This is a genomic window from Mesorhizobium sp. BR1-1-16, assembly GCF_020165495.1.
In the GTDB taxonomy this organism is placed as follows: Bacteria; Pseudomonadota; Alphaproteobacteria; order Rhizobiales; family Kaistiaceae; genus Kaistia.
This window is the reverse complement of sequence record NZ_JAIUIE010000007.1, coordinates 172461-192132: the sequence shown is the minus strand read 5'-3', so window position 1 is coordinate 192132 and position 19672 is coordinate 172461. Positions and strand designations below refer to the sequence as shown.

21 protein-coding genes are annotated in these 19672 nt (G+C 65.0%); 12 read left to right on the top strand and 9 right to left on the bottom strand.

All coding sequences use genetic code 11. The annotated features are described in order from the left end of the window. The first annotated feature begins 5 nt into the window (after window positions 1-5). The 4 genes from LB518_RS16570 to LB518_RS16555 all read left to right on the top strand — a co-directional run bounded on the left by LB518_RS16570 (window position 6) and on the right by LB518_RS16555 (window position 3828). Window positions 6-704, top strand: a complete 699-nt coding sequence (locus LB518_RS16570; protein ID WP_224578631.1) for a phosphatidylserine decarboxylase — start codon at window positions 6-8, stop codon at window positions 702-704. After that, on the top strand, window positions 704-1537 hold the full coding sequence (gene pssA / locus LB518_RS16565; RefSeq protein WP_224578630.1) for a CDP-diacylglycerol--serine O-phosphatidyltransferase: 834 nt from the start codon (window positions 704-706) through the stop codon (window positions 1535-1537). Before LB518_RS16570 ends, pssA begins: the two co-directional genes overlap by 1 nt. Before the next feature lie 149 nt (window positions 1538-1686). After that, a complete protein-coding gene (gene eno, locus LB518_RS16560) occupies window positions 1687-2964 on the top strand; it encodes a phosphopyruvate hydratase (protein ID WP_224578629.1) in 1278 nt (425 codons plus the stop codon). A 285-nt stretch (window positions 2965-3249) separates the two neighbouring features. After that, window positions 3250-3828 carry a helix-turn-helix domain-containing protein gene (locus LB518_RS16555; protein WP_224578628.1) on the top strand — a complete coding sequence of 193 codons (579 nt, stop codon included), beginning with the start codon at window positions 3250-3252 and terminating at the stop codon, window positions 3826-3828. Between the two features lie 33 nt (window positions 3829-3861). Here the strand turns inward: LB518_RS16555 and LB518_RS16550 are convergent, their stop codons facing one another. Beyond that, window positions 3862-5142 carry a DNA polymerase IV gene (locus LB518_RS16550; protein ID WP_224578627.1) on the bottom strand — a complete coding sequence of 427 codons (1281 nt, stop codon included), beginning with the start codon at window positions 5140-5142 and terminating at the stop codon, window positions 3862-3864. A gap of 146 nt (window positions 5143-5288) precedes the next feature. On the opposite strand from LB518_RS16550, the gene gatC reads away from it, so the two are divergent. From gatC to LB518_RS16535, 3 genes are all read left to right on the top strand, one after another. After that, the gene (gatC, locus tag LB518_RS16545; protein ID WP_224578626.1) at window positions 5289-5576 is read left to right on the top strand and encodes an Asp-tRNA(Asn)/Glu-tRNA(Gln) amidotransferase subunit GatC; all 288 of its coding nucleotides are present in this window, start codon (window positions 5289-5291) and stop codon (window positions 5574-5576) included. Between the two features lie 71 nt (window positions 5577-5647). Then, window positions 5648-7132, top strand: coding sequence for an Asp-tRNA(Asn)/Glu-tRNA(Gln) amidotransferase subunit GatA (gene gatA / locus LB518_RS16540; RefSeq protein WP_224578625.1), 1485 nt, complete (start codon window positions 5648-5650; stop codon window positions 7130-7132). 8 nt (window positions 7133-7140) lie between these two features. After that, window positions 7141-7461 carry a chorismate mutase gene (locus LB518_RS16535; RefSeq protein ID WP_224578624.1) on the top strand — a complete coding sequence of 107 codons (321 nt, stop codon included), beginning with the start codon at window positions 7141-7143 and terminating at the stop codon, window positions 7459-7461. Between the two features lie 20 nt (window positions 7462-7481). Here LB518_RS16535 and LB518_RS16530 read toward each other — a convergent pair whose 3' ends face one another. From LB518_RS16530 to LB518_RS16515, 4 genes are all read right to left on the bottom strand, one after another. Further along, a complete protein-coding gene (locus LB518_RS16530) occupies window positions 7482-7739 on the bottom strand; it encodes a YjhX family toxin (RefSeq protein ID WP_224578623.1) in 258 nt (85 codons plus the stop codon). A gap of 244 nt (window positions 7740-7983) precedes the next feature. Beyond that, on the bottom strand, window positions 7984-9207 hold the full coding sequence (locus tag LB518_RS16525; RefSeq protein WP_224578622.1) for an SAM-dependent methyltransferase: 1224 nt from the start codon (window positions 9205-9207) through the stop codon (window positions 7984-7986). Next, entirely contained in the window at window positions 9194-10003 is an 810-nt protein-coding gene (locus LB518_RS16520) for a DUF1365 domain-containing protein (RefSeq protein ID WP_224578621.1), read from the bottom strand. Before LB518_RS16520 ends, LB518_RS16525 begins: the two co-directional genes overlap by 14 nt. Then, a complete protein-coding gene (locus tag LB518_RS16515) occupies window positions 10000-11328 on the bottom strand; it encodes an NAD(P)/FAD-dependent oxidoreductase (RefSeq protein WP_224578620.1) in 1329 nt (442 codons plus the stop codon). The genes LB518_RS16520 and LB518_RS16515 overlap by 4 nt, the downstream gene beginning before the upstream one ends. 178 nt (window positions 11329-11506) lie before the next feature. Between LB518_RS16515 and LB518_RS16510 the strand changes: the two genes are divergently transcribed. Continuing rightward, complete coding sequence (locus LB518_RS16510) at window positions 11507-12061, top strand: sigma-70 family RNA polymerase sigma factor (RefSeq protein ID WP_224578619.1); 555 nt, start codon at window positions 11507-11509, stop codon at window positions 12059-12061. After that, window positions 12058-12699 carry a cadmium/peroxide/UV radiation responsive anti-sigma factor ChrR gene (gene chrR / locus LB518_RS16505; protein ID WP_224578618.1) on the top strand — a complete coding sequence of 214 codons (642 nt, stop codon included), beginning with the start codon at window positions 12058-12060 and terminating at the stop codon, window positions 12697-12699. The genes LB518_RS16510 and chrR overlap by 4 nt, the downstream gene beginning before the upstream one ends. Before the next feature lie 4 nt (window positions 12700-12703). Here the strand turns inward: chrR and LB518_RS16500 are convergent, their stop codons facing one another. Then, window positions 12704-13075, bottom strand: coding sequence for a gamma-butyrobetaine hydroxylase family protein (locus tag LB518_RS16500; protein ID WP_224578617.1), 372 nt, complete (start codon window positions 13073-13075; stop codon window positions 12704-12706). A gap of 116 nt (window positions 13076-13191) precedes the next feature. On the opposite strand from LB518_RS16500, the gene moaA reads away from it, so the two are divergent. From moaA to LB518_RS16485, 3 genes are all read left to right on the top strand, one after another. Then, entirely contained in the window at window positions 13192-14220 is a 1029-nt protein-coding gene (gene moaA / locus LB518_RS16495; protein ID WP_224578616.1) for a GTP 3',8-cyclase MoaA, read from the top strand. 30 nt (window positions 14221-14250) lie between these two features. Further along, window positions 14251-14763, top strand: coding sequence for a cupin (locus LB518_RS16490; protein ID WP_224578615.1), 513 nt, complete (start codon window positions 14251-14253; stop codon window positions 14761-14763). A 133-nt stretch (window positions 14764-14896) separates the two neighbouring features. Next, window positions 14897-15784, top strand: a complete 888-nt coding sequence (locus LB518_RS16485) for a DMT family transporter (protein WP_224578614.1) — start codon at window positions 14897-14899, stop codon at window positions 15782-15784. On the opposite strand, the gene LB518_RS16480 is transcribed toward LB518_RS16485, so the two are convergent. The 3 genes from LB518_RS16480 to LB518_RS16470 all read right to left on the bottom strand — a co-directional run bounded on the left by LB518_RS16480 (window position 15765) and on the right by LB518_RS16470 (window position 19588). Next, the gene (locus LB518_RS16480; protein ID WP_224578613.1) at window positions 15765-16403 is read right to left on the bottom strand and encodes a nitroreductase family protein; all 639 of its coding nucleotides are present in this window, start codon (window positions 16401-16403) and stop codon (window positions 15765-15767) included. The genes LB518_RS16485 and LB518_RS16480 overlap by 20 nt on opposite strands. Before the next feature lie 91 nt (window positions 16404-16494). Continuing rightward, complete coding sequence (locus LB518_RS16475) at window positions 16495-17286, bottom strand: ATP-binding cassette domain-containing protein (RefSeq protein WP_224578612.1); 792 nt, start codon at window positions 17284-17286, stop codon at window positions 16495-16497. 16 nt (window positions 17287-17302) lie between these two features. Beyond that, the gene (locus LB518_RS16470; protein ID WP_224578611.1) at window positions 17303-19588 is read right to left on the bottom strand and encodes an ABC transporter permease; all 2286 of its coding nucleotides are present in this window, start codon (window positions 19586-19588) and stop codon (window positions 17303-17305) included. Between the last annotated feature and the right edge of the window lie 84 nt (window positions 19589-19672).

The following is a 19672-nucleotide window of genomic DNA, read 5'->3' as shown; positions in this document are numbered from 1 at the left end:
CGAGCATGGATTCTGTGCTGAAATCGATCCGGGCATCCCTGGTACCGATCCATCGCGAGGGCTATCCGTTCATCGCGATCCTTGCGTTCCTGGCGCTGTTCCTCGGCTGGCTCTGGGGGCCGCTGTTTTGGGTCGGCCTGGTCGCCACGGCGTGGTGCGTCTATTTCTTCCGCGATCCGCCGCGCGTCACGCCGCTCGGAGCCGGTCTCGTGATCAGCCCCGCCGACGGCCGGGTTTCGCAGGTCGGCCCGGCGCTGCCTCCGCCCGAGCTTGAGCTTGGCCCGTTGCCGCGCATGCGCATTTCGGTGTTCATGAACGTCTTCAATTGCCACATCAATCGTGCGCCCGTTTCGGGCCGTGTCCGCAAGATCGCTTATAAGCCCGGCCGGTTCCTGAATGCCGAGCTCGACAAGGCGAGCGAGGATAACGAGCGCAACGGCCTCGTGATCGAGGGTGAGCACGGCACGGTCGGTGTGGTGCAGATCGCGGGCCTCGTTGCGCGCCGCATCGTCTGTTTCACGCGGGAAAGCGAGGCGCTCTCGGCCGGTCAGCGTTTCGGCCTGATCCGCTTCGGTTCGCGTCTCGATGTCTATCTGCCCGAAGGCTATGCGCCGCTGGTGGCGGAAGGCCAGATCGCCGTCGGCGGCGAGACGGTGCTGGCTCGCTTCGGGGCCGCGGCTGATCGAACCGTCAGGGTCGATTGATGGAAACGATCTTTCCGCCATTCGATCCGGATGAAAGCAGCAATCGGCCGCGTCTGCGGCAGGTGCGCCAGATCCCGATCCGGATGATCCTGCCCAATCTGGTGACGCTGCTCAGCCTCTGTGCCGGGCTGACGGCCATTCGGATGGCGATCGAGAGCCGTTATGGCGAAGCGATCGCGATGATCGTGATCGCGGCCGTGCTCGATGCCGTGGACGGGCGGATCGCGCGGCTGCTGCGGTCGACCTCGCGCTTCGGCGCCGAGCTCGATTCGCTGGCTGATTTCGTCAATTTCGGCGTAGCCCCGGCGATCATTCTCTATGTCTGGGCTCTCGATCAGGTTCATTCGCTTGGCTGGATCGCGGCGCTGGTGTTCTCGATCTGCGCCGCGCTGCGCCTCGCGCGCTTCAACGTCGCCATTGATGGGCCGACCAAGCCGGACTGGCATGGCAATTTCTTCACCGGCGTTCCGGCGCCGGCAGGGGCGCTCATCGTGCTGCTGCCGGTCTATCTCGAAAATCTCGATATCCCGATCGGCGCGGTCGGCGTTCCGATCGTGTTTCTCTATACGGTCGCGGTCGGCCTCCTGATGGTGAGCCGCCTGCCGACTTGGTCGGGCAAGAAGATGGGCGCGCGGGTGCCGCGCAATGTCGTGCTGCCGCTGTTCGTCCTCGTGGTCGTCGCGGCGGCGTCGCTGCTGAGTTATCCTTGGCATGTGCTGGCGGCCGGCGCGACGGCCTATCTCATCGCGTTGCCGCTCGGTTGGCGCCAGTTCCGGCGGCTCGAGGCGCAGGACAGGGCAGCGGGGCGCGAGGGCGAGCCGGCTGATCTCTGAGCGATCGAAGCAGGCGTCACGGCACCGCCATGCGGCGGTGGTAGCGGCAACGACGCCGGTCCCTTTTCTCGCGCGATGACTTTCGCGGGCCGGCATGCCGCGCTAGAAGCTGATCCTCAGCCTCTGCCGCGCTCAAGAAGGACCCTTGAATGACCGCCATCATCGACATCACCGCCCGCCAGATCCTCGACAGCCGCGGCAATCCGACCGTCGAGGTCGATATTCTGCTCGAAGACGGCTCGCTCGGCCGCGCTGCGGTTCCCTCGGGCGCGTCGACCGGCGCGCATGAGGCGGTGGAACTGCGCGATGGCGAGAAGTCGGTCTATCAGGGCAAGGGTGTCCTGAAAGCGGTCGAAGCCGTCAACACCGAGATCTTCGACGCGATCGGCGGCATGGAAGCCGAAGACCAGAGCCTCATCGATACCACGATGATCGAACTCGACGGCACGCCGAACAAGGCGCGTCTCGGCGCCAACGCCATTCTGGGCGTCAGCCTGGCGCTCGCCAAGGCGGCGGCTCAGGCCGCCGGGCAGCCGCTCTACCGTTATGTCGGCGGCGTCAACGCCAAGGTGCTGCCCGTCCCGATGATGAACATCATCAATGGCGGCGTCCATGCCGACAATCCGATCGACTTCCAGGAATTCATGATCCTGCCGGTCGGCGCGCCGTCGCTCGCCGAGGCTGTTCGGTGGGGTTCGGAAGTGTTCCACACGCTGAAGAAGGCGCTGAAGGACGCGGGCCACAACACCAATGTCGGTGATGAAGGCGGCTTCGCGCCCAATCTCCCTTCGGCCGTAGCAGCGCTTGATTTCGTCGCCAAGGCGATCGAGAAGGCCGGCTACAAGCTCGGCGAGGACATCTATCTCGGCCTCGATTGCGCGGCGACCGAGTTCTTCAAGGACGGCAAATACAATTACGAAGGCGAAGGCGTCGTCCGCTCGATCGATGAGCAGATCGCCTATCTTGCCGATCTCTCCTCGAAGTTCCCGATCATCTCGATCGAGGACGGCATGAGCGAGGACGACTGGACCGGCTGGAAGGGCCTGACGGATTCGATCGGCAAGAAGGTTCAGCTCGTTGGCGATGATCTCTTCGTCACAAACACCGAGCGCCTCTCGCGCGGCATCAAGTCGGGCACGGCCAATTCGATCCTGGTCAAGGTCAACCAGATCGGTTCGCTGACCGAGACGCTCGACGCCGTCGCGATGGCGCATAAGGCGGCCTACACCGCCGTGATGTCGCATCGTTCCGGCGAGACCGAGGATTCGACCATCGCCGATCTCGCGGTCGCGACGAATTGCGGGCAGATCAAGACTGGCTCGCTCGCCCGTTCGGACCGGACCGCCAAGTACAACCAGCTCATCCGCATCGAAGAGCAGCTTGGCATCCAGGGCGAATATGCCGGCCGCAGCATCCTGAAGAGCTGAGAGATTATTGACGAAGGCCGCGGGCGTCGAGCCCGCGGCCGCTCGCGTTGCGATCCCGGCTGGTGACAAGTTGACGGCCGGTCCTTAATCTTGAAAACGATTCAGCGGGCTGCGGGCCGGATTTTCGGGGGCGCCGTCGTGTCATCACCCGCTGGATGGCAGCGAGATAACGTGCTGCCACGGGCGTTTTTGACCCTCGACCGAGCGATCGATGCCGTATGGGCTCGTGGCGGTCAATAATCTATCAGTGTGCGCCGTCGAGGGCGCCCCTGAATGACTGACCAAATGAAACTTGGGAAGCGCATTCGCGATGCCCGGCGCCAGCGGCGCCTGACGCTTGAGCGCGTGGCGGCGATCACCCGCCTTTCGGTCGGCTTTCTGAGCCAGGTCGAGCGCAACATCACCAAGCCCTCGCTGGCCTCGCTCGCCCAGATCGCGCAGGCCCTGGAGACGACCGTCAGCGGGCTGTTGCAGGAATCAGATCTCCCGATCTCCGTGTCGCGCCGCGAGGGGCGGATAGCGCACCAGATCAAGGACGAGGCGGGCTGCTATGAGCGCCTCTCCACGAGTTTCCCCAACCAATTGCTGAGCGCTGTCAAGCTGTTCTTCCCGTCCGCGTTGCGGTCGAAGGTCTTCTCCTATGATGGCGAGATGATCGTCTATGTGCTGAATGGAACGGTTCGTTATGTGATCGACGGGGTCATCTACGAACTCCAGTCCGGCGACTCGCTGCACTTCTCGACATCGAAACCGCATCGCGTCACAACGCCTGCCGATGCGACGGCCGAGGTTCTGGTGCTGAGCACGCAGCCGGTCGTCGACGATGGTCATCGCGTCGCCCAGAACATTCATTTCGAGGATTAGGACTGCGCTCCCGCGCGGGTCTGGCCCCGGCCTTCAGTCGTCGCGTCTGAAGGTGATGCCATGCTCGACCGCGGTTTTGCCAAAGCGCTCCCGCACCTTGTCGATCGCGGCTTCCGCAGCAGCACGCTTGGCGGCTGCCGGATCGAGCAGATCGTCGGGATCAGCGAGAGCCGGATCTTCGAAATGCGACAACTGGACCCCGAGGAGGCGAAAGGGCGTCCCGTCGATCTCACGGGCCAGGAGTTCCTCGGCGGTGCGGAAGATACGGTCGGCAAGGCGAGAGGGGTCGGCCAACTGGCGCGCCCGCGTCCGCAGCTTGAAATCCGCCGTCTTCAGCTTGAGCGTGACCGTGTGGGCCGCCAGGTTGGCGCGCTTCAGCCTGCCGGCGGCCTTTTCGCACAGATGGCGGAGCACGGGCCGAAGTTCGGCAAGGCTCGCCATGTCGGTGTTGAACGTCGTCTCGGCACCGATCGATTTGGCGTCATGACGCGGATCGACGGCGCGGCGGTCATCGGCATGCGATAGCCGCGCCAGCCGCAGACCCATCGAGCCATAGCGGCGGGCGAGTTCGGTTTCCTCCATCGCCTGGATCTGGCCGATCGTACGAATGCCGTCGGCGGCGAGCTTCTGCTCGAATGCCTTGCCGACGCCCCAGATCAGGCCGACTTTCTGCGGTGCCAGGAAGGAGATCGCCTCGGCGCGGCCGATGATCGAATAGCCGCGCGGCTTGTCCTGGTCGGAGGCGATCTTGGCGAGAAACTTGTTGAAGGAGAGTCCGACTGAAATCGTGATGCCGACCTCATTCTGGATGCTGCGCGCGAAGCGGGCGAGTTGCACGGCCGGCGCGGCGCCATGCAGTCGCGCGGTGCCCGAGAGATCGAGGAAGGCTTCGTCGATCGAGATCGGCTCGACCAGAGGCGTCATCGCCAGCATGCGTTCGCGAATCTCGCGTCCGACAGCGACATATTTCTCCATGTTTGGCCTGATGACGACGGCATCCGGGCAGAGCTTCAGCGCCTGGAACATCGGCATCGCCGAGCGCACGCCGCGGATCCGGGCGATATAGCAGGCGGTGGAAACGACGCCGCGCCGGGCGCCGCCAATGATCACGGGGACGTCGCGGAGATCGGGATTATCGCGCTTCTCGATCGAGGCATAGAAGGCGTCGCAATCGACATGGGCGATGGCGAGTTCGTAAAGTTCCGGATGCGCGGCGATGCGTGGACTGCCGCAGGCCGGGCAGCGCCGGCCGCTGCCGGCAGGCGCCATGCAGTCGCGGCAGAAACCTGGGCTCGGGGCGGCGAGGGTGTTCATCGGATTGAGGCCAGCCTATCCAAACGGCAATCGCAGGACAATCGACGGCTTTTGCCGCGCTTGGTTGCGGCGCGGCGAGGCGCGATGATATAGCGAGCAGCGGCCGCCCGCCGGCCGATCCGCCTGCTGTTCCGAAGGATTCCGCCATGTCCGTCGACATCGCCACCGTGAAGCGCGTCGCGCGTCTCGCCCGCATTGCCATATCGGAGGAGGAGGCCGTCGCCTTCCAGTCCGAGATCAATGCGATCCTCGGCTTCGCGGAACAATTGAACGAAGTCGATGTCAGCGACGTCGAGCCGCTCACCTCCGTGGTGGCGCAGGTGATGAAGATGCGCGAAGACGTGGTCACCGACGGCTTTTATGCCGAGAAGGTCGTCGCCAATGCGCCGGCGTCCGACGATGATTTCTTCATGGTGCCCAAGGTCATCGAGTGACAACGCCCGCAGCGCGACGTTCGCGCGCCGTTTCGATCCCAGCATCCGACGCCTTCTGACGCGAGAATCCGATGACCCGTGCCGCCGACCTGACCAGCCTTTCCATCGCCGAGATCCGCGACGGTCTCGCCACCAAGGCGTTTTCCGCAGTTGAGCTGACCAAGGCCTATCTGGCGGCGATGGAGGCGGCGCGCGCGCTCAACGCCTATATCGTCGAGACACCTGAACAGGCGCTTGCCATGGCCGAAGCCTCGGATGCGCGCCTTGCCAGTGGTGAGCAGCGGCCGCTTGAAGGCGTGCCGATCGGCGTCAAGGACCTCTTCGCGACGGAGGGCGTCCATACGCAGGCGGCGTCCAATGTCCTTTTCGGCTTCAAGCCGACCTACGAATCGACCGTCACGTCCAATCTGTGGGCCGACGGTGCGGTGATGCTCGGCAAGCTGAACATGGACGAATTCGCCATGGGCTCGTCGAACGAGACCTCCTATTACGGGCCGGTGACCAATCCCTGGCGCAAGGAGGGCTCGAACCTGCCGCTGGTGCCGGGCGGCTCGTCGGGCGGCTCTGCTGCTGCCGTCGCGGCGCGGCTCTGCGCGGGGGCCACCGCCACCGATACCGGCGGCTCGATCCGCCAGCCGGCCGCCTTTACCGGCACGGTCGGCATCAAGCCGACCTATGGCCGGTGCTCGCGCTGGGGCATTGCCGCCTTCGCCTCGTCGCTCGATCAGGCCGGCCCGATCGCCCGCACGGTGCGCGATGCGGCCATTTTGTTGAAGTCTATGGCCTCCGTCGATCCGAAGGACACGACCTCCGTCGATCTGCCGGTCGGTGATTACGAGGCGGCGATCGGCCAGTCGGTCAAGGGGCTCCGCATCGGCATCCCGCGCGAATACAGGCTCGACGGCATGCCGGCCGAGATCGAGGCGCTGTGGCAGCAGGGCATTGCCTGGCTGAAGGAGGCTGGCGCCGAGATCGTCGACATCTCGCTGCCCCATACGAAATACGCGCTGCCGGCCTATTACATCGTGGCGCCGGCCGAGGCCTCGTCCAACCTCGCCCGCTATGACGGCGTCCGCTACGGGCTTCGCGTTCCGGGCGACGACATTATCTCGATGTACGAGAACACCCGCGCCGCGGGCTTCGGCCGCGAGGTGAAGCGCCGCATCCTGATCGGCACTTATGTGCTCTCGGCGGGCTATTACGACGCCTATTATGTGCGTGCGCAGAAGATCCGCACACTGATCAAGCGCGATTTCGACATCGCCTTCGAGGCGGGCGTCGATGCCGTGCTGACGCCGGCGACGCCCTCCGCGGCCTTCGGGCTTCAGGAAATGGCGATGGCATCGCCTGTCGAGATGTACCTGAACGACGTGTTCACGGTGACCGTGAACATGGCGGGCTTGCCGGGCATCGCCGTGCCGGGCGGCCTCGACAGCGCCGGGCTGCCGCTCGGTCTACAGCTCATCGGACGGCCGTTCGAGGAGGAAACGCTGTTCCGCCTCGCCCATGTCGTCGAAGATGCGGCGGGCAGCTTCACGCCTGTGCGCTGGTGGTGAGGTCGGTGATGTCGAAGGCTCCCGAGGACTGCGAGACCAAGGAAGATATCCGCGCCGAGATCGACCGGCTCGATGGCGCGTTGATCGGCCTGCTGGCGAGCCGTTTCGGCTATGTCCGCCGCATGGCCGAGCTGAAGGCATCGCCCGATGAGGCGCTGGTTCCGGCGCGCGTGGACGAGGTGCTCGCCCATGTCGCCGCGCGGGCCGGTGCGGCGGGGCTCGATCCTGATCTTGCCCGCGCCCTCTGGTCGAAGCTGATCGACTGGAACATTGCCTTCGAGCGTGACGCGATCGCCAAAAGGACCGGCGAGGGGACCGGCGGCAACTGATCCGTCGCCGCCGGCCTTGTTCATCGGTTGTCGAGCTGGGCGCGCACGGCTTCAAGGCCGAGCCTCGTGATGCGGTAAGGCCCGCCGCCGCTCGAGGCGACGAAACGACGCCGCCGTAGCCGCTGGAAAAGCTCCATCGTGCAGTCCGTGAGCGCCCAACCTTCGCGGTTCAGGCAGTCGGCCGCGATGATGCGGCCGGTTTCGTCTTTGAGATGGCGGATCAGTCCGCCCTGGGCGAGCGCGTGCAGCACGCGTTGCTCGCGTTTGGAGATGTTCATGGAATGGATCGTCTGAAATCGGGTGATCGAAGCCGCGGTTCAGCGGGCCGGGAGCAAGGCGCTCTCGGACTTCGTTCCCTGCCTCAAGGGCAGGGGATCACCGGGACTGCGACGAACGTGACATCCACACTCCTGTCAGACGGGAAATGGATAAAGCAGATCGTGTCGCGTAAGCAAGCTGTTGCTTGCCTGGCCCCCAAACTGGCCAATCGCCGTTGCACGATGGCAACGGCTCTCGACCGCATTACTCGCGAGGACGCTCCAGTACATAGAGCCCGACATCGATCGTGCCGGCGCTGAAGCCGCCTTCGCAGTAGCTGAGATAGTAGTCCCACATGCGGCGGAAGCGGGCGTCGAAGCCTTGGGCCTCGATCGCGGTCCAGGCCGCATGGAAACGGCTGCGCCATTCGTTGAGCGTCCAGGCATAGCTGTCGCCATGCAGTTCCTCGTGGCGGAACGCCAGCCCTGCTGCGGCCGCCTGCGCGCGGATGGCGCTTCGGGTCGGCAGCATCCCGCCGGGGAAGATATGCGTCTGGATGAAATCAGGATTGCGGCGATAGTTCTCGAAGCGGTTCTCGGCGATGACGATCGCCTGGATCACGGCGCGGCCGCCGGGGGCCAATCGGTCATGCAGCGATCTGAAATAGGTGGGCCAGTATTCCTCGCCGACGGCCTCGATCATCTCGACCGAGACGATCCGGTCATAGGCGCCCGCGACGTCCCGATAGTCCTCCAGCCGGAGGTCGGCGGAAAGGCCGGCGGCAGCGAGTCGTTCCTGTGCATAACGGAGTTGTTCGGCCGACAGCGTCACGCCGGTGACCGCACAGCCGGTCCGAGCCAGACGCTCGGCGACCGCCCCCCAGCCGCAGCCGATCTCGAGCACGTCCTCGCCGCCCGCGAGGTCGAGGAGTTCGACGATGCGGTCGAGCTTGAATTGTTGGGCGTCCTCGAGCGTCTCCCGGCCACGCCGGATCGCGGATGAATATTGCATGCCACGGTCGAGCCAGCGCGCGTAGAACGCATTGCCGAGATCGTAGTGGAAGGCGATGTTGCGGCGGCTTCCGTCGCGCGTGTTGGCATTGCCGCGATGGGTGATCCGGCTCAGCAGGCGTTTCAGCGGCGTGCCGTCATCGAGCTGGCCGAGATACTGGGAGTTCAACGCCAGCAGTTCGATGAGCGCCGGGAGGTTGGGCGCCGTCCAGTCGCCGGCCATGTAGCCCTCGGCAAAGCCGGTCGCGCCTCTCATGGCCACACGGCGGAATGCCCGCCAGTTGTGGAGGACGAGCATCGCCTCCGGGCCGGCCTCCGCGCCGTTCTGCACCAGATGGCGGCCGGAGGGAGTCACGACGACAAGGCGCCCGCGTTTGATCCGTGCCAGCAGCATGCGGAGCAGCGATGCACCGAGATCCGGAACAAGACGGAAGGTCCGGCCCGCTCCCGACGAAATGGATGGATCACGCACCGACATGCTCTTCCTCACACTGTCTGTTGGATATCAGGGTCACAGCAACGCGCGGTGGCGCGGGGCGCCGTGTCAACGGAACGCCCTTGCGCCAAAGCTTCAAGGCTTCCCAGTGGATCGCTGCGATGACCTTGAGGGTCAGCAGGGGATGGGAAACGACCGCGGCAAAGAGACTTCGGTCGGTGATTTCCTGCCGCTTGGCGGACATCGATGTCGCGATGACCATGCCGCTGGCATCGGAGCCATTGACCGCAAGGAAGGCGGTGTCCCCGGGTGGACGCACCGCAAAGTCGTAGTCGAGGTCCATCCCCAGGAACGGTGAGACATAGAACCGTTTCCGACAGGCATGGCGGAACAGCGCACCGGGCTTAACGGCCTGATCGATGGCGGCGATATAGCTGTGACGCTGTCCAAAGGTGTTGTTCACCTCATAGACGATTGCGACGAGCGTTCCGTCCTGCGCATGGCAGAAGAACAGGCTGATCGGATTGAACGCGTAGCCAAGCATACGCGGCAGCGACAAAAGGCGGATCGCGCCGATCGTCCGTGTGATGCCGGCCGTCGTGAGCTGGCCGATGACAAGCTGGCGGAGTGTCACCGCATCGCTGGCCCCATGATCGCCGTCATGGAAGGACAGCAGGTTGAAGCGATTGCGCGAGAAGAGCTTCAGGCGCTTGTCCATCAAGTCGATTTCGTCGAGATCCAGCAGCAGCCAGAAGGCGCGATATTTCAGGGTGTGGCGCCGCGGCTTGAAACGCCGATGGCCGACAGTTCCGCAGAAAAGGCCGGATGCGAGGCTCAACGCACTGGCTCCCTGCCGCGCGCATGGCCGCCGAGCTGTATGCGCCCGCTTTCGTTGGCGACGGTCCATGGCCGCCGGACGCCGCCGAGCTGCTCGGCAACGGCGAGGCCGGATTGCAGGCCGTCTTCGTGGAAACCCGCGCCGAAATGCGCGCCGCAGAACCAGAGGCGCTGCTTTCCCTGCAGCGACCAGAGCGCGGCCTGCGCCGCTGCGGCCGGGCCATCGAAGATCGGGTGCTCGTAGATCTCGCTGTGCAGCAGCGTGCCAGCGCGTGGCGGCCGCGGCGGGTTCAGCGTCACGAACAGGTTGCGTCCGGTAAGCCCTTGCAGGCGGTTCATCCAATAGGTGACGCAGAGCCCGTCGCCGCTGTCGAGATAGTTCCAGCTCGACCACACGGAGCGGCGCCTCGGCATGAGCCCCTCGTCGCTATGGAGGACGGTCAGGTTGCGGCTGTAGCGGAAGGCGCCGAGCAGCCGCTTCTCGTCCAGTGTCGGGCGCTCGATCAGCGCCAGCGCCTGGTCGGCATGGGTGGCGATCACGGCGTGGTCGAAATTCGTCACGGCTCCGGTGCTGTCACGCACGCTGACGCCGGAGCCGTTGCGGATGACCGCTGTGGCACCGCGCGACAGACGGATCGAGCCGGCCAGAGCGGCGGCGAAGACCTCGACATAGGACCGGCTGCCGCCCACGACCGTCCGCCAGACAGGGCGGTCGGTGAGCTTCAGCAGGCCGTGATTGGCGCAGAATCGGATGAAGCTGGCGGCGGGGTAATCGAGCATGTCCGTGGCAGGGGCCGACCACACAGCGGCCGCCATCGGCATGAGATGATCGTCGCGAAAGGCGGCGCTATAGCCGCGCTCGGCGAGGTATTCCCCGAGCGACAGGCCTTCTTCGCTCATCAAGGCCAGGTCGCGCGGCGCCTCGCGGTAGAAGCGCGTGATGTCGCGGAGCATCGACCAGAAACGTGGGCGGGCGAGGTTGCGCTTCTGGGCGAACAGGCCTCCGAGGCCGGTGCCGGAATATTCGGTGGCTCCGGCGCGCAACGAAACCGCGAATGACATGTCGGACGGCTTGGTGGCAACGCCGAGATGGGCAAAGAGAGCCGTGAGGTTCGGGTAGGCCGGCTCATTATAGACGATGAAGCCGGTATCCACGGCAACGGACGCGTCCTGGAGCCGCGCCGTCACAGTGTTCGAATGACCGCCTAGCCTCTCAGCCCGTTCATAGAGGGTGACGTCATGGCGACCGGACAGCAGCCAGGCTGCCGACAGGCCCGAAATGCCGGAACCGATCACCGCGATTCTCAAGCGTTCGCCATTTGCCACTGCGCAGATCCTTCGTCCATCAGCCGTGCCACACGTCGTTTGTGCGGGTCACTGGAGATGGATACGGATCGGCGGCTGAATTGGATGCGTGATCCGGATAGGATTGTCGCGCGTATCAGGGAGCATGAAGTCAAATGTCAGCCATGGCCGGCCGGGCGGGACAGCGGGGGCGCTGCTAATGCAGCCCTCTGATCCGTCCGAACTCGGGCGCCTTATCGAGGCCGTCGGGCAGCGCCGCGACCGCGAGGCTTTTGCGCGGCTGTTTGATCACTTCGCGCCGCGATTGAAGACCTATCTCATGCGCGCCGGCGCCAATCCGGGTGCGGCTGAGGACTTCGCGCAGGAGGCCATGCTCACGGTCTGGCGGAAGGCGGCGCTTTTCGACCCCGCCCGCGCCGGTGCCTCGACCTGGATCTTCACCATCGCCCGCAATCTGCGTATCGATGCGGCCCGACGCGAGAAGCTCGGTCAGCGCGAACCTGATCTGACGGATCAGCCTGATGATCCCGAGCAACCCGACACGATCCTTGCCGGCGCCGACGATGCCGCGCGGGTGAATTCCGCGCTCTCGGCCTTGACCGCTGAGCAGGTTCGCATCGTCAAACTGTCCTATTTCCACGAGAAGGCCCATGCCGAGATTGCGCGCGAGCTCGGCATTCCGCTCGGAACGGTCAAGTCGCGTTTGCGGCTCGCGATCATCCGGCTGCGCGGCCTGTTGAGCGAGACGCAATGAGCACCATCACCCACAAACCGAGCGAAGAAACGCTGCTCGCCTATGCCGCTGGGACGTTGCGTTCGCCCGAGGCGGCAGTCGTGGCGGCGCACATCGCTCTCTGTCCCGAATCCGGCGCTCTCGTCGAGACGCTGCAGCGCGTCGGCGGCCAACTCATCGAGCGGCTGCCGCCGACCCGGCTCGGCGAGAATGCGTTTCGCAACCTCATGGCGCGCATCGATGCGGATGGCGGCGAATCCGTTGCCGAACCCGCTCGCAACGACATGATCGAACTGCCGGAGCCGCTGCGGCAGTTTTCGCTCGGCCCATGGCGCTGGCTCGGTCCAGGCACGCGCGTTCGCAGCGTCGGCGTCCCGAAGGATGGCGATTGCCGGGTGCTGCTGTTCAAGATCGATCCCGGTCGGCGCATGCCCCAGCACAGCCATGAGGGCGTTGAACTCACCTGCGTGCTCAGCGGATCCTACCGTGACGAGGCCGGCCGGTTCGGTCCGGGCGATTTCGAAGAGGCGGATGAAGCGACGGACCATCGTCCGATGGTCGATTCGGATGTGCCTTGCATCTGCGTTGTCGCGCTCGACGGGCAGATTCGGCTGAGCGGCCTTATCGGCAAGCTGATCCAGCCCTTCGCACGGCTTTGACGCGTCAGCGGCTTCGGCTAAGGCCCTTCGCGGCGACCTCGTCCAGATAGCGCGCCCAAAGCTCATCATGGTCACGGCCGATTTCGGCCAGGTATTTCCATGAGAAGAGACCGGTGTGGTGGCCGTCGTCGAAATTGAGACGAACGGCATAGTTGCCAACCGGGTCGATCGAGCGGATAGCAACGTCGATCTTGCCGGGCACCGTCTGGCGCTGCGAGGGCGTATGGCCCTGTACTTCCGCGGAAGGGCTGGTGACGCGCAGGAATTCGGCACTGAACGTGTAGGCGCTGCCATTGTCGAAGGCGACGGAAAGATGGCGCTTGTCCGGCGAAAGGCGGAGCTCGGTCGGCCAGGGCGTTGGCGCGGTGTCGGTCATGAATGAGGGTTCCGGTCACGGGACTGCGAGCGCGGCCGTTCGGGCTTTGATCCGCGCCATTCATCCTCTACATCATGTCTTGAGACACGTCCGCCAAGTCGGCATCGGAAACGACAATGCCCACCATCCTGTCCACGACGGGCGAGGCCGCCCCGATGGTCGATCCGTTCGGCCGCTCGATCCGCTATCTGCGCGTTTCCGTGACGGACCGCTGCGACTTCCGCTGCGTCTATTGCATGGCGGAAGACATGACCTTCCTGCCGAAGCGGGATGTGCTGACTCTCGAAGAGCTTGACCGCCTCTGCTCGGTCTTCATCGAAAAGGGCGTTCGCCGACTGCGGCTCACCGGCGGCGAGCCGCTCGTTCGCCGCAATATCATGAGCCTGATCCGCTCCCTGTCGCGCCATATCGAGGCGGGGCAGCTGGATGAGCTGACGCTGACCACCAATGGTTCGCAGCTCTCCCGTTACGCTGAGGAGCTCGCTGCCTGCGGCGTCCGGCGTATCAATGTCTCGGTCGATACGCTCGATCCCGAACGCTTCCGTGCCATCACGCGGCGCGGCGACCTTCGCGTGGTCCAGGATGGAATCGACGCGGCACTCGCGGCCGGCATCAAGGTCAAGATCAATGCCGTGGCGCTCAAGGGTGTCAACGAGCACGAATATGACGAGATGATCCGCTGGTCGCACGCACGCGGCATGGACCTGACGCTGATCGAGACGATGCCGCTCGGCGAGATCGACGGCGACCGGACAGACCAGTATCTGCCGCTGTCGCAGGTGCGCCGCGATCTCTCGGAGCGCTGGACACTGACCGAGAGCGGCTATCGCACGGGTGGACCGGCCCGCTACGTGACCGTCGCGGAAACAGGCGGGCGCATCGGCTTCATCACGCCGCTCACACATAATTTCTGCGAGACCTGCAACCGCGTCCGGGTCACCTGCACGGGCACGCTGTTCATGTGCCTCGGCCAGGAGGATGCGCGCGACTTGAGGGCGCCGCTGCGCGCCTCGGAAGGCAATGAATTGCTCGCTGCCGCCATCGATGAGGCGATTGCCCGGAAACCGAAGGGCCACGACTTCATTATCGATCGAGACCATAATCGGCCAGCGCTCGGCCGACATATGAGCATGACCGGCGGCTGATGCAGTCCCGGTCTGGCCGGGATGGAACAGATGCTGATCGAACCTCTGATGCTTGCCGATGACGGCGCGACGCCCAATCACCCGGGTTGGCCTTTGCTAGCCTATCGCGGCGCCTTGACGGCGGAGGCGCTGGCGCAAGACGATCATGCCTTCGACAGGCTTTTCGAAGCGAATGGCTGGCCGGTCGGTTTTCGCAATGGAATCTATAGCTTCACGCATTTTCATTCGGTGACGCATGAAGTGCTCGGCATCGCGCGGGGTCGGGCGGAGGTGCAGTTCGGTGGCGATAGCGGGCCCATCGTCACCGTTGCCGCCGGAGATGCTGCCCTGCTGCCGGCCGGCACCGGGCACAAGCTGATCGAGGCGAGCGGCGACCTTCTGGTGGTCGGCGCCTATCCACCGGACGCTGATTATGACCTCGTCAGAGCCGGGGAAGGCGACGGCCCGACGCTACGGAAACGCATAGCCGCCGTGCCGCGGCCGGATACCGATCCTGTGTTGCGCGAGGCGGGCGGCCTTGGCCGGCTCTGGCTGCTGGCATAGGGCCGCGAACTGAATGGGGAGCGCGCCGCGTCATTGCGCGCTGCCCGGTTATTAGTCATGCTGCCTTTGCCGCGACCATTCCGTCCGGCCCGGATTCTTCGCGGCGCCGCACGCCGCCACGCGCCCACCCGACATGACCTCCTTCCAGGCCAATTTCCGGGGCATCAGCATGATATTGCTGTCGAGCCTCGTCTTCATCCTCAACGACACGCTGATCAAGCTTGCGAGTGACCGGCTGCCGACCGGGCAGATCCTCGTCATGCGCGGCGGCGTCGGGCTGGTGCTGATCCTTGCCGTGCTCTTTGCGACGGGCACCCATCGGTACTGGCGCCACGCGCTGCATCCGCTGGTGTTCTGGCGCACGGTTGGCGAGGTTGTCGCGACGGTGCTCTATCTCTACGCGCTGTTCCATATGCCGATCGCCAACATCTCGGCCGTCAACCAGATCGTGCCACTGATGACGACGGCGGCCGCAGCAATCTTTCTTGGCGAGGCGGTCGGTTGGCGGCGCTGGTCGGCGATCGCCGTCGGTTTCGTCGGCGTCATGATCGTCATGCGACCGGGCGTTGCCGGCTTCGATGCCTATGCGCTTGCCGCGCTTGGCTCGATGGCCTTCATCACGCTGCGCGATCTCGTCACGCGCGCCTTTCCCGTGGGCATGCCGACGCTGCTGGTGACGGCGGTAACAGCCGCTGCTGTCACCCTGACCGGCGGCGTCATTTCGCTCGGGGAGACATGGCTCACGCCCTCGACCCATGAATGGGTTATCCTCTCGGGCGCGGCCTTGCTGCTCCTCGTCGGCTACGGCACGATGATTCTCGCCATGCGCGGCGGCTCGTTGGCGGTGATCGCGCCGTTCCGCTATGTCGTGATCCTCTACGCGATCACGATCGGCTATCTCGTCTGGGGCGATATCCCTGACAGCTACACGATCATCGGAACGCTGGTCGTCGTCGCGACGGGCCTCTACAGCATACATCGCGAGCGCCGGGTCGCGATCGTCAGCCCGTCCAGCGCGTGACCACCTCGGCGAGATTCGGACGCGGTCGGTCCTGAGGCTTCTCGATCTGCCGGCCGAGATGGATGAATCCGGCGACCCGCTCCGACATGCCGACACCGAAAATCGCGGCTGCTTCGCTGTCGCGTCCCGGCCATTTGAGGAGCCACTGAGCGGCATAGCCGAGCGCCGATGCCGCCGCGAGGAGGTTCATGCCGGCAGCGCCCGCCGAGAGCTCCTGATCCCAGACCGGGATCTTGGCGGCCGGATCGGCGCGGCTGACGAGGATCACCGTCACCGGCGCGCGAAGCATATAGAGCGTCCACATATCCTGCTTCGCTGGCGCAAGATCGGGGTTGCGCGAGGCATAAAGCGCATCGAGCCGCTCGCCGGCCGTCTGGCGCGCCGGGCCCGCGACGATGATAAAGCGCCAAGGGACAAGACGGCCGTGGTCGGGCGTGCGGGCGGCAATGGTCAGCATCCGCTCGAGATCATCGGCCGGGATCGTGTCATCTGCGAAGCTGCGCAGCGGCACCGACCGCCGCGTTTCGAGCTTCTCCAGCATGACATCCGACGACGTCAGTTCGAGCGAGCCGGCCTCGATCGGAGCCGCGGCCAGAGGCGGCGCGCCATGATGAGCCATGGGGGTAGTTCCTGCGATGCGGTGAAGCCGGGACCATGGCCCGGCCGGGCTCGCTTGGCAAGCCGCCGGACCGCAGCGCGGGGAGGATGAATCAGGCGGCGCGGGCCGCCAGCGCCTCGTCGGCGGTGAGAGCCGTCTCAGGCGTGCCGGAAACGATCAGTTCCAGCACCTCGGCCTCGTCGGTATGGGCGATGTAGCGATCGCCAACATTCTGGCCGCGCTTCATCACCATGATGCGGTCGCCGACCTCGAAGATGTCGGTCAGGCGATGCGAGATGATGATCTGCGCCACGCCGTGACGTTTCAGTTCAGCCATCGTTTCCAGAAGACGCTCCGTCGCCATGACGGAAAGGTTCGCGGTTGGCTCGTCGAGGACCACGACGCGCGGGTTGAACGAAATGGCACGCGCGATCGCCACGGACTGCTGACGGCCGCCCGAGAGGCTCTCGACTTTCTGGAACACTGAGTTGACGTCGACCTTGAGGCGTTTCAACACCTCGTCAGCCTCGGCATACATGCGCTTGCGATCAACGAAGAGGCCCTTGCGTGGCCAGCGGCCGAGGAAGATGTTCTGCGCGATGTCCATGTTCCCGCAGAGCGCAAAGTCCTGGTAGATCATCTCGATCCCATCGACGCGGCTCTCATGTGGGCTCTTGAAATGCGTCTCGCGTCCGTCGACGAGCACCTGGCCGGAATCGCGCTGATAGGCGCCGGTCATCACCTTCATCAACGTCGACTTGCCGGCGGAATTGTCGCCGACCAGACCGAGGATTTCGCCGGGGGCCAGCGTCAGGTTGATGTTGCGCAGTGCCTGCACCGGTCCGAAGGCCTTGGAGATGTTGCGCATTTCGATGAGGAGCGGCGTGGCGTTTCGATTGGGCATGAAAGGCTCCCGGCGGTCAGGTCGCGGCGTGAGGATGGATGGCTCGGCGTGGCGCGAAGCGCCGCCTGATCGAGCCGATGAGGTCGCCCTGGCGGATCCAGACATCGCCGACGACGGCGACCATCAGGATCAGGCCGATGAAGACGTTGACCCAGTGCTGCGGCATCACGAAGGACTGGCCGTTGCCGAGGATCAGCTGGAGCGAGAGCAGGGCGCGGATCAGGGCGATCACGGCGGCGCCGGCCAGCGCGCCGATCACCGTGCCATAGCCGCCGAAGATCGAGCCACCTCCGATGATGACGGCTGCGATGGCGTCGAGTTCGCGAAGCTGGCCAGCCGAGGGATTGAAGCTTCGGAGGAAGGCGACATAGATGACGCCGGCCGAGGCGGCGCAGAGCGCCGAGAAGACGAGGCTGATGGCGCGGACCCGGCCGGTATTGATGCCGGCATATTCGGCGGCGCGGCGATTGCCGCCGGTGGCGTAGATCATCTGCCCGAATGGCGTCTTGCCGAGCACGATGCCGGCGATAACAGCGATGAGGACCATGAAGATCGTCTGCACGCTCAGCGCGGCGGCGACATCGTAGATGAGCGTTCCCTTGGCCGGCGCAATCCCGAGATAGCTCAGCGCATCGATCAGCTTGCGCCCGAGCAGGTTGAAGGCCTCCGGGAAGGAGGAGAGCTGCCGCCCCGCCGTCAGCCAGGCGCCGATGCCGCGCGCCATGTAGAACATGCCAAGCGTCGCGACGAAGGCTGGCAGGCCGAAGCCGACCGTCAGCAGGGCGTTGACGAGGCCGGCCGCGGCGCCAGCGATCAGTGCGATGAACACGGCCGTGGCCGGATCGAAGCCGAGCTGCTTCATCAGGAAGGCGCAGGTCGCGGCCGAGAGCGCCAGCACCGAGCCGACCGAAAGGTCGATATCGCCATTGGCGATGACATAGGTCATGCCGATCGAGAGCAGTCCGACCTCCGTGAAGGACAGCATCAGATTGAACGAGTTGTCGATCGAGCCCCAGAAGTCGGGTCGCAAATAGAGTCCGATGCACCAGAGCGCCACCGCGAGGATGATGGCGGCGGCATCACGGCGCGCGAAGAAGCGACCGATCGGCCCACGGGCACGCATCGACCGATCGGAGGCCGACGAACCCTTGGTCTGCGCGCCCTCGATGGCGACGCCGCCGATCTCGATGATCGGGGGCAGGGGACGGCCTGTCAGGCGGGCCAAGAGGCGCGGAAAGACGTTGCGGCGGATGATCCAGGGCTCGATCAGCACAGAGAGCAGCAGGATCAGACCGAGAAAGGCCGGCACGGCGCCGGGCGGCAGCTGGGCCATGCCCTGCACCTGCATCTCGACATTGCCGACCTTGACGGTGCGCGTCATCGGAATGCCCTCGCGCAGCACCTTGTCGATCAGCGTGACCAGCACCGCGCCGAGGGCGCCTCCGAGCAGCCGGCCGCGGCCACCAAGGATCGAGGCGCCACCGACGATGACCGCCGCGATGACGATGAGTTCGGCGCCCTGGCCATATTGCGAGGTGATGCCCTTGTCCTGCGCGACGCTCATCAAGCCGGCGAGCGTTGCCGCCAGCGCCGAGAGGACGTAGCCGCGCATGTGGACGCGCCGTGTCGTGATGCCGGCATAGGTCGCCGCGAGTTCGTTGCCGCCGGTGGCATAGGTTTCATAGCCCCAGCGCGTCTTGGCGAGCACGATCATGCCGACGATGGTCACCAGGATGAAGATCAGGATCTGGTTGTTGAAGCCGAAAGCGTTGGTCTCGCCGATCTGGACGAACCATGCCGCGTCACGGGCCGCCTTCTCGCTGTAGGAGACGGTCTTGCCGCCGGTAAGCCCGAGCACGAGTCCGCGGCCGATGAAAAGCATGGTCAGCGTCGTGATGAAGGACGGGACGCGCAGGACCGTGACGAAGAATCCGTTGACGAGCCCGACCGCGAGACCAGCGAGAACGGCCGCGATCAGCGACGGCCAGACGCCGAGATCGTAATAGGATTGCGAGAAGGCGAGTGAAAAGACAGTGGCCACGAGGCCGAAGGTCGAGCCGACCGAAAGGTCGAGGTCCTTGTTGACGATGACGAAGGTCATCCCCGCCGCCATCACGCCGTAGCGGGCCGCATCACGCAGGATTGCCGAAAAGGCATCGGCCTGACCGAAGAATTTCGGGTTGATGAACACGCCCGCCGCGTAGAGCAGAACCATGAAGGCGATGAGACCGACCTCCCAGCCACCGATCAGTTCGAGCGGCAGCCGGCGGCGAAGGGGTGGGGCGGTGCTGATCGCAGTCATGGGTCTGTCGGTCTCGAATTCACTTGACGCTGCTGGCAAGGTTCCAGCCGTCCCTGGGCTTCACCCGCAATCCGGTGCTCGCCC

Coding starts and splice junctions, on each gene's coding strand:
- LB518_RS16570 (WP_224578631.1), top strand. CDS start 6: ATGGATTCTGTGCTGAAATCGATCCGGGCATCCCTGGTACCGATCCAT.
- pssA (WP_224578630.1), top strand. CDS start 704: ATGGAAACGATCTTTCCGCCATTCGATCCGGATGAAAGCAGCAATCGG.
- eno (WP_224578629.1), top strand. CDS start 1,687: ATGACCGCCATCATCGACATCACCGCCCGCCAGATCCTCGACAGCCGC.
- LB518_RS16555 (WP_224578628.1), top strand. CDS start 3,250: ATGAAACTTGGGAAGCGCATTCGCGATGCCCGGCGCCAGCGGCGCCTG.
- LB518_RS16550 (WP_224578627.1), bottom strand. CDS start 5,142: ATGAACACCCTCGCCGCCCCGAGCCCAGGTTTCTGCCGCGACTGCATG.
- gatC (WP_224578626.1), top strand. CDS start 5,289: ATGTCCGTCGACATCGCCACCGTGAAGCGCGTCGCGCGTCTCGCCCGC.
- gatA (WP_224578625.1), top strand. CDS start 5,648: ATGACCCGTGCCGCCGACCTGACCAGCCTTTCCATCGCCGAGATCCGC.
- LB518_RS16535 (WP_224578624.1), top strand. CDS start 7,141: ATGTCGAAGGCTCCCGAGGACTGCGAGACCAAGGAAGATATCCGCGCC.
- LB518_RS16530 (WP_224578623.1), bottom strand. CDS start 7,739: ATGAACATCTCCAAACGCGAGCAACGCGTGCTGCACGCGCTCGCCCAG.
- LB518_RS16525 (WP_224578622.1), bottom strand. CDS start 9,207: ATGTCGGTGCGTGATCCATCCATTTCGTCGGGAGCGGGCCGGACCTTC.
- LB518_RS16510 (WP_224578619.1), top strand. CDS start 11,507: ATGCAGCCCTCTGATCCGTCCGAACTCGGGCGCCTTATCGAGGCCGTC.
- chrR (WP_224578618.1), top strand. CDS start 12,058: ATGAGCACCATCACCCACAAACCGAGCGAAGAAACGCTGCTCGCCTAT.
- LB518_RS16500 (WP_224578617.1), bottom strand. CDS start 13,075: ATGACCGACACCGCGCCAACGCCCTGGCCGACCGAGCTCCGCCTTTCG.
- moaA (WP_224578616.1), top strand. CDS start 13,192: ATGCCCACCATCCTGTCCACGACGGGCGAGGCCGCCCCGATGGTCGAT.
- LB518_RS16490 (WP_224578615.1), top strand. CDS start 14,251: ATGCTGATCGAACCTCTGATGCTTGCCGATGACGGCGCGACGCCCAAT.
- LB518_RS16485 (WP_224578614.1), top strand. CDS start 14,897: ATGACCTCCTTCCAGGCCAATTTCCGGGGCATCAGCATGATATTGCTG.
- LB518_RS16480 (WP_224578613.1), bottom strand. CDS start 16,403: ATGGCTCATCATGGCGCGCCGCCTCTGGCCGCGGCTCCGATCGAGGCC.
- LB518_RS16475 (WP_224578612.1), bottom strand. CDS start 17,286: ATGCCCAATCGAAACGCCACGCCGCTCCTCATCGAAATGCGCAACATC.
- LB518_RS16470 (WP_224578611.1), bottom strand. CDS start 19,588: ATGACTGCGATCAGCACCGCCCCACCCCTTCGCCGCCGGCTGCCGCTC.